We start from the raw sequence: 7,081 nt of genomic DNA, 5'->3' as shown, positions 1-7,081 counted from the left end.
GTCACCGCGCCGACCGCGAGGACGGCGAGCACCGCGGCACCGACCACCCTGAGCTGCTTGCGGCGCTTCCGCTCGCGCTCGTGCCGGTCGGCCAGCGCCGCCCAGTCCGGCTCCCCGGTGGCCGCCGGGTCCGGTCCGCCCCGCCCGTATACTGCGTCCCGCCCGTCAGTCATGGTCGCCGATGATATGACAGCCGGTGGGCCGGTCCGCGGGCGGGCACGACGGAGCCCCCTGACCGGAGGTCAGAGGGCTCGGGGGCGGAAGAGGCGACCTGTACGCCGGGTTCTGTCTCCCGGGTTGCTCGCGCGGCCCGGGGAGGCGGCCATCCATCTAGGGCTGCCGTTGCCGACAGCCTCGTGCGGTCTACCCGCGGACTCGGGCGAGCAGCCCTCGGTCATCCGCGCACGGGACCCGGGGGTCCCGATCTTGACCTTGCTCCAGGTGGGGTTTACCTAGCCGGCCGGGTCACCCCGGTCGCTGGTGGTCTCTTACACCACCGTTTCACCCTTACCTACCGAGGTAGGCGGTCTGTTTTCTGTGGCACTGTCCCGCGGGTCACCCCGGGTGGGCGTTACCCACCACCCTGCTCTGTGGAGCCCGGACGTTCCTCGGCGGATCCTGGTGGATCCGTCGCGACCGCCCGGTCGGCTCTTCCGCCGTACTGGCATCCTATCGGGTCCGCGACCGGCCCCCGGCCACCGCCGGGGGGCTAAGTGGTGGCGAGGCCCTCGCAGTAGGCCTTCAGGCCGGCGGCCTCCATGCCGACGTAACGGCGGGTCAGCCCGCCGAGCCACCGGTCGACCAGCGGCGCCAGCGGGCCCTGCTGGCGCAGCTCCAGGGTCAGCTCGGTCCCGGTCCCGAGCGGCCGCAGCCGGTGCTCGGCCACCGTGCGCACGCCCGGCGAGCGGCTCTCCCAGGTGAAGCCGCGCCCGGTCTCGTACGCGGTGACCCGCCACAGCGCGCCCGGCAGCCGGGGCTGCTTGACCCAGGCCTCCGAGCCGGGGCCGAACGGGCGGCCCTGCTGCCGCAGCCGGACCAGCTGGATCGAGGCGGTCCACCGCCGCCAGCCCTGGACGTCGGCCAGAACCGCCCAGACCGCCTCCGGCGCGGCGGAGATCTCGACCCGCTCGGTGTGGATCATCGGCTCTCCCCCTGTGTCGCCCGTCCACGTCCCCGGGGTTCATGGTAGGGACGGGCACCGGCGGGCGGGTAGATTGCCACACATTGTTTAAGCGATCCCGAGAGGTGCTCCCGATGCCGTTCCTGGTGCTGCTGCCGCCGTCCGAGGGCAAGGCCGCCGTGGCCGACGGGGCTCCGGTGGACCTGGCGGCACTGTCGCTGCCCGGGCTGTCCGCGGCCCGCGGCCGGGTGCTGGACGCCCTGGTGGAGCTGTGCCGCGGCGACGAGGAGACGGCCGCCGGGGTGCTCGGCCTGAGCAAGGGCCTGCGCGGGGAGGTGGCCCGCAACGCCGGGCTGCGCACCGCGCCCGCCCTGCCGGCCGGCGAGCTGTACACCGGGGTGCTGTACGACGCGCTGGGGCTGGCCAAGCTGGACGGGGCGGCGTACGCCCGGGCCGAGCGGTCGGTGCTGGTCTTCTCGGGGCTCTGGGGCGCGGTCCGGCTCGGCGACCGGATCCCGGCCTACCGCTGCTCGGGCGGGGTGAAGCTGCCGCCGCTGGGGGCGCTCGGGGCCTACTGGCGGCGGGAGACCGCGGACGTGCTCCCGGCCGAGGCGGACGGGCTGGTGCTGGACCTGCGCAGCTCGGCGTACGCGGCCTCGTGGAAGCCGGCGGGCGCGCTGGTGGAGCGGACCGCGACGGTGCGGGTGCTCCAGGAGAAGGACGGCAGGCGCTCGGTGGTGAGCCACTTCAACAAGGCGACCAAGGGGCGGCTGGTCCGCGACCTGCTGAACTCCGGGGCGGAGCCGGCCACGCCCGGCGAGCTGCTGGAGGTGCTGCGCGGCCTGGGGTACACCGTGGAGGTCGCGGCGCAGGGCACGGCGCGCAAGGCCTGGCAGCTGGACGTGGTGGTGACCGAGATCCACTGACGGCGGGTCGGCCGGGCGACCCGCCGTCGGTGCCCGGCGCTCAGCGCAGGTGCCCGGTGTCGTTCAGCAGCCGCAGCGAGGCGTTCCCGTCCGCGTAGTACTGCACCGCGCAGAACGAGGCCGCCGCCAGCTCCATCCGGTACATCGAGTCCGGCGGCGCGCCCAGCGCCAACCGGACCAGGGTCTTGATCGGGCTCACGTGCGAGACCACCAGCACCGTCCTGCCCGCGTACCGGGCCAGCACCTTGTCCCGGGCCACCGCCACCCGCTGGGCCAGCGAGGCGAAGCTCTCGGTGCTGCCGGTCGGCCGGGCCTTGCTGGAGGCCAGCCAGGCGTCCAGGTCCGCCGGGTGGCGCTCCTGCACCTCGCCGAAGGTGAGGCCCTCCCAGTCCCCGAAGTCCACCTCGCGCAGCCCCGACTCGACCCGCACCTCCAGCCCCAGCCGCAGCGCCGCCGCCTCCGCGGTCTGCCGGGTGCGCAGCATCGGCGAGCAGACCACCGCCTGCACGGTGCCGCGGGCGGCCAGCGCCTCCGCCGCCCGCTCCGCCTGCCAGCGCCCCTTCTCCGACAGCTCCGGGTCGCTGCCGGTGCTGCCCGAGAACCGCTTCTGCGGCGTCAGCGCGGTCTCGCCGTGCCGCAGCAGCACCAGCGTGGTCGGGGTGCCCAGGTCCGCGCCCCAGCCGGCCTTCGGCGCGGCGGGCGCGGGCAGCGGCTCCTCGACCGGCGCCGCCGGGACCACCGGGTCGGCCGCCGTCCTGGGCGCCCACGACCGGCCCGCCCGGCCGGCGTCCATCGCCTCGTTGGCCAGCCGGTCCGCGTCCTTGTTCCGCTCCCGCGGGATCCACGCGTAGCTCACCCGGTCGCGCGGGAAGACCGCGCGGGCCTCGGCCGCCAGCGGCTGCATGTCGGGGTGCTTGATCTTCCAGCGCCCGGACATCTGCTCGACCACCAGCTTGGAGTCCATCCGGACGTCCACGGCGGCCGCCGGATCGAGCTCGAACGCCGCCCGCAGGCCGGCGATCAGGCCCTTGTACTCGGCCACGTTGTTGGTGGCCCGCCCGATGAACTCGGCGGCCTCCACCAGGATCAGCCCGGTGTCCGCGTCCCGGACCACCGCGCCGTAGCCGGCCGGCCCGGGATTGCCCCGCGAGCCGCCGTCCGCCTCGACGACGAACCTGCGCGTCACCGGGTCAGATGCCCGACTCGCCGGTGCGCACCAGGATCCGGCCGCAGTTCTCGCAGCGCAGCACGGCGTCCTTCGGCTCGGCCTTGATCGCGTTCAGGTCGGTGATCGCGAACTCCACCCGGCAGCCCTCGCAGCGCCGCTGGTAGAGCCGGGCCGCGCCGACGCCGCCCTGCTGCTCGCGCAGCCGGGTGTAGAGCTTGAGCAGGTCGGCCGGCACCACGGCGGCCACCGCCTCGCGGTCCCGGGTGAGCTTGGCCGCCTCGCCGTCGATCTCGCCGAAGGCCGCCTCGCGCCGGTCGCCGGCCTCCTTGAGCACCACGTCCGCGTGCTCCAGCCGGCCGGACAGCTCGACGACCCGGGTCTGCGAGGACTCCAGACGCTCCATCACCTCCAGCACCACGTCCTCCAGGTCGGCCTGACGCTTCGCCAGCGAGCCGATCTCGTGCTGCAGGTTCTCCAGGTCCTTGGCCGAGCCGACCGCGCCGGAGTCCATCCGCTGCTGGTTGCGGGCCGCGCGGCTGCGCACCTGCTCGACGTCCTGCTCGGCCTTGGTCAGCTCGCGCGCGGTGTCGCCCTGCTGCGCCTCGGCGGCGACCACCAGGTCCTTGAGTGCGGCCCGGTCGGCGGCGGCCTTGTCGATCTCGGCGTGCTCGGGCAGCGAGCGGCGGCGGTGGGCCAGCTGGTCGAGCTTGGAGTCGAGGGCCTGCAGGTCGAGGAGGCGGATCTGGTCGGCGGGCGCGGCGTTCACGCGGGGAGCTCCTGAGGTGGCGGGTCGAGCGGACGGACGGTCAGGGGTGGCGCGGTCAGGCGCGCGGGTACGGCATCGGTGCGTGCGCCGTCCAGGGGTCGGTGACCAGGGTGGAGACCCTGGTCTCCAGCTGCCAGCCGTTCCGGGCGGCGGCGGCGCCCAGGTCCCGGGCGGCCAGGGTCAGCCAGGGCCATTCGGTGGCCCAGTGCGCGGCGTCCACCAGGGCGATGCCGCGGGCCGCCTCGGCGGCCTCGGAGGCCGGGTGGTGGCGCAGGTCGGCGGTGACGTAGGCGTCCACGCCGGCCTTGCGGACCTCGGCGAAGAAGCCGTCCCCGGAGCCGCCGCAGACCGCGACCCGGTGCACCGGGCGGTCCGGGTCCCCGGACACCCGCACGCCGGTGGCGGTGGCCGGCAGGCCGGCGGCGACCCGGTCGGCGAAGGCGGCCAGCGGGAGCGGCTCGGGCAGTTCGCCGATCCGTCCGGTGCCGCGGCGCCCGGCCGGGTCGGTCGGGTCCGCCAGCAGCGGGCCGGTGACCTTGAGGCCGATCGCCTCGGCGAGCGCGTCCGAGACGCCGGGGTCGGCGTGGTCGGCGTTGGTGTGCGCGACGTGCAGGGCGATGCCGGACCGGATCAACCGGTGCACCACGCGGCCCTTGAACGAGTCGGCCGCCACGCTGGTGGTGCCGCGCAGGTAGAGCGGGTGGTGGGTGACCAGCAGGTCGGCGCCCCAGTCCACCGCCTCCTCGACCACGGCCCGGACCGGGTCGACGGCGAAGAGCACCCGGCGCACCTCGTCCTCGGGGTCGCCGCAGACCAGGCCGACGGCGTCCCAGGACTCCGCCCAGTGCGGTGGGTAGAGCTCGTCGAGCGCGTGGATGACCTCGGACAGTTTCGGCACCCGTTGAGACTACCGCGCGCCGGAGCACGGCCGGGCCGTACCGGTGTACGCACTGCCGGGCGCACGCGGGCGCTCCGCGGGGTCATGCCAGAGCGCGACGCGACCGCGGAGCCGAAAGCGAATCTGGATCACCCTTATGAGTGAAGTGACCCGGGAGCCGTTGAGTGGCCTGCACGGCAAAAGTAACTTCGCTGCTGCGGAGGGGAGTTGCCTTCGCCGGCCGTGGCGTTGCCGTCGAGGGAGGGGTGGGGAGCGGATGGGCGCGGGCATACCGCTGCAGGAGTCGGCCTGGCGCACCGGGGCTCCGGCGGACGACACGCTGGTGGCGGCGGCCCGGGCGGCCGTGACCGCGGACGGCGTCGCGGGCGGGTGGGAGGCCGCCTTCGACGGCGCCTGGTGCACGGTCCGGCCGCCCGGCGAGGCGGCCGCGCCGGGCCGGCGGATCCACGTCGGCGCGGCCGGCACGGTGGCGGTCGAGGTGCTCGCGGCGGTCGCCGCGGTGCTCGCCGCGGACCCCTGTCCGTTCCGCTTCGCCGCCGACCGGGAGCACCTGCGGCAGCTCGCCGCCGACCGGACCGGGCCCGCCGGCGGGCCCGGTCCGGTCGGCACGTTCATCACCGTCCACCCGCGCGAGGAGGCCCAGTTCCAGCGCCTGCTGGCCCGGCTGCACCGGGCCGTCGACGGCCTGCCGGGCTCGGTGGTGCTCGGCGACGACGGGGCGGGCCGCCCGGTGCCGCCCGGCCCGGCCGGCGAACGGACGCCCGACGAACGGACGCCCGACGAACGGACGCCCGGCCTGCGGGTGGCGGACGAGCGGGCGGCGGACGAGCGCGGCCCGGGCCACCGCTGCCCGCCCTGGATGGTCGACCCCGTCGAGGGGAGGGGGTCGACCCGGCGGGCCCGGGGCGCCGGAGCGGTGCTGGTCGGCGGCCGGTACGCCCTGGCCGAGGTGGTCCGCCGCTCGGCCGAGGGCGGGGTCTTCCTCGGCACGGACGCCACCGACGGCACCCCGGTGGTGGTCAAGCAGGCCCGCGCCCGGACCGACGGGGACCGCTCGGGCACCGACCCCCGGACCGCCCTGCGCCAGGAGGCCAGGCTGCTCGGCGAGTTGGCCGAACTGGGCCTGACCGCGCGGCCGTTGGAGCTGCTCACGCAGGGCGACTCGGTGCTGCTGGTGCGCGAGCACCTCCCCGGCCAGCCGCTGGACAGCTGGGTGGCGGCCAGGTCGGACCGCGGCGGCGGGCCGGCGGTGCCGTGGGCGCAGGCCCGGCCGATGGCGCTGGCACTGCTGGACCTGCTGGACCGGGTGCACCGGGCCGGCCTGGTGCTGCGCGACCTGTCGCCGGCCGACGTGGTGGTGCTCCCCGACGGCTCGCTGCGCCTGGTCGGCGTCGAACTCGCCTGCGCCGCGGGCGCGGTGGCCGGCGCCGCGGGCACCCCCGGGTACCGGGCGCCGGAGCAGTCGGGGCGACTGCTGGCGGCCGACCCGGCGGTGGACCTGTTCGCGCTGGGCGGGCTGTTCTTCCTGCTCGCCACCGGGCACGACCCGCTGCTGCCGGAGGACCTGCCCCGGGCCCGCCCGCTGACCGAACGCCTGGACCGCTGGCTGGCGCTGGCCGCCCGCGAGGGGGAGACCGCGGCCCGGCTGGCTCCGCTGGTGCTCGGCCTGCGCGCCGCCGAGCCGGGCGGGCGCTGGCCGCTGAGCCGGATCCGGGCGGCCCTCGGCGCGCCCCCGGACCGGCCGCGGCCGTCGGCCCGGGTCCAGCCGCAGCCGCTGGACCGGGTGCTGCTGGACGGCCTGCGGCACCTGGTCGCCACCGCCACCCCGCAGCGCCCGGACCGGCTCTGGCCGGCCGCACCGGACGGGCAGCACACCGACCCGTGCGACGTCGGGCACGGCGCGGCGGGCGTGCTCGCGGTGCTGGCCCGCTGCCTGCCCCAGTTCCCGGACGGCGCGGCGACGGTCCGTCAGGCCGCGTCCTGGATCGAACGGCGGTGCGCCGCCGAGCCGGTGGTGCTGCCCGGCCTGCACCGCGGCCGCTCCGGCACCGTCTGGGCGCTGCTGGACGCGGCCGAGGCGGTCGGCGACCCGGCGCTGGCCGCCCGGGCCCGGCGGCTGGCCGAGGCCGTCCCGCGCCGCTGGCCGCACCCGGGCGTCTGCCGCGGCGCGGCCGGCGCCGGCTTCATGCGGCTGCGCCTGGGC

Annotated in this window: 5 protein-coding genes, 1 other RNA gene and 1 pseudogene; 2 read left to right on the top strand and 5 right to left on the bottom strand. The window is 76.7% G+C overall.

All coding sequences use genetic code 11. The features are described from left to right. Positions 1–258 precede the first annotated feature (258 nt). Together rnpB and ACFW1A_RS36600 are read right to left on the bottom strand one after the other, a co-directional pair. An RNA gene (gene rnpB, locus ACFW1A_RS36605) (RNase P RNA component class A) lies at positions 259–652 on the bottom strand. A gap of 57 nt (positions 653–709) precedes the next feature. After that, complete coding sequence (locus tag ACFW1A_RS36600; RefSeq protein WP_380417244.1) at positions 710–1,141, bottom strand: SRPBCC family protein; 432 nt, start codon at positions 1,139–1,141, stop codon at positions 710–712. A 113-nt stretch (positions 1,142–1,254) separates the two neighbouring features. Between ACFW1A_RS36600 and yaaA the strand changes: the two genes are divergently transcribed. Beyond that, entirely contained in the window at positions 1,255–2,046 is a 792-nt protein-coding gene (gene yaaA / locus ACFW1A_RS36595; RefSeq protein WP_380417242.1) for a peroxide stress protein YaaA, read from the top strand. A gap of 40 nt (positions 2,047–2,086) precedes the next feature. Here yaaA and ACFW1A_RS36590 read toward each other — a convergent pair whose 3' ends face one another. From ACFW1A_RS36590 to ACFW1A_RS36580, 3 genes are read right to left on the bottom strand one after another with little or no spacing between them, the layout of a single operon-like run. Then, positions 2,087–3,232: a bifunctional RNase H/acid phosphatase gene (locus tag ACFW1A_RS36590; RefSeq protein ID WP_380417239.1), complete on the bottom strand. Its 1,146-nt coding sequence runs from the start codon at positions 3,230–3,232 to the stop codon at positions 2,087–2,089. 4 nt (positions 3,233–3,236) lie between these two features. Beyond that, on the bottom strand, positions 3,237–3,980 hold the full coding sequence (locus ACFW1A_RS36585) for a zinc ribbon domain-containing protein (RefSeq protein WP_380417237.1): 744 nt from the start codon (positions 3,978–3,980) through the stop codon (positions 3,237–3,239). A gap of 55 nt (positions 3,981–4,035) precedes the next feature. Further along, positions 4,036–4,878 carry a Nif3-like dinuclear metal center hexameric protein gene (locus tag ACFW1A_RS36580; RefSeq protein WP_380417235.1) on the bottom strand — a complete coding sequence of 281 codons (843 nt, stop codon included), beginning with the start codon at positions 4,876–4,878 and terminating at the stop codon, positions 4,036–4,038. 256 nt (positions 4,879–5,134) lie between these two features. Here ACFW1A_RS36580 and ACFW1A_RS36575 point away from each other — a divergent pair. Continuing rightward, positions 5,135–7,081 (top strand): annotated as a pseudogene (locus ACFW1A_RS36575) (hypothetical protein); the annotation flags it as partial.

This window comes from Kitasatospora sp. NPDC058965, from assembly GCF_042741245.1.
Lineage (GTDB): Bacteria > Actinomycetota > Actinomycetes > Streptomycetales > Streptomycetaceae > Kitasatospora.
This window is presented reverse-complemented; position numbering and strand designations above follow the sequence as displayed.

Coding starts and splice junctions, on each gene's coding strand:
- ACFW1A_RS36600 (WP_380417244.1), bottom strand. CDS start 1,141: ATGATCCACACCGAGCGGGTCGAGATCTCCGCCGCGCCGGAGGCGGTC.
- yaaA (WP_380417242.1), top strand. CDS start 1,255: ATGCCGTTCCTGGTGCTGCTGCCGCCGTCCGAGGGCAAGGCCGCCGTG.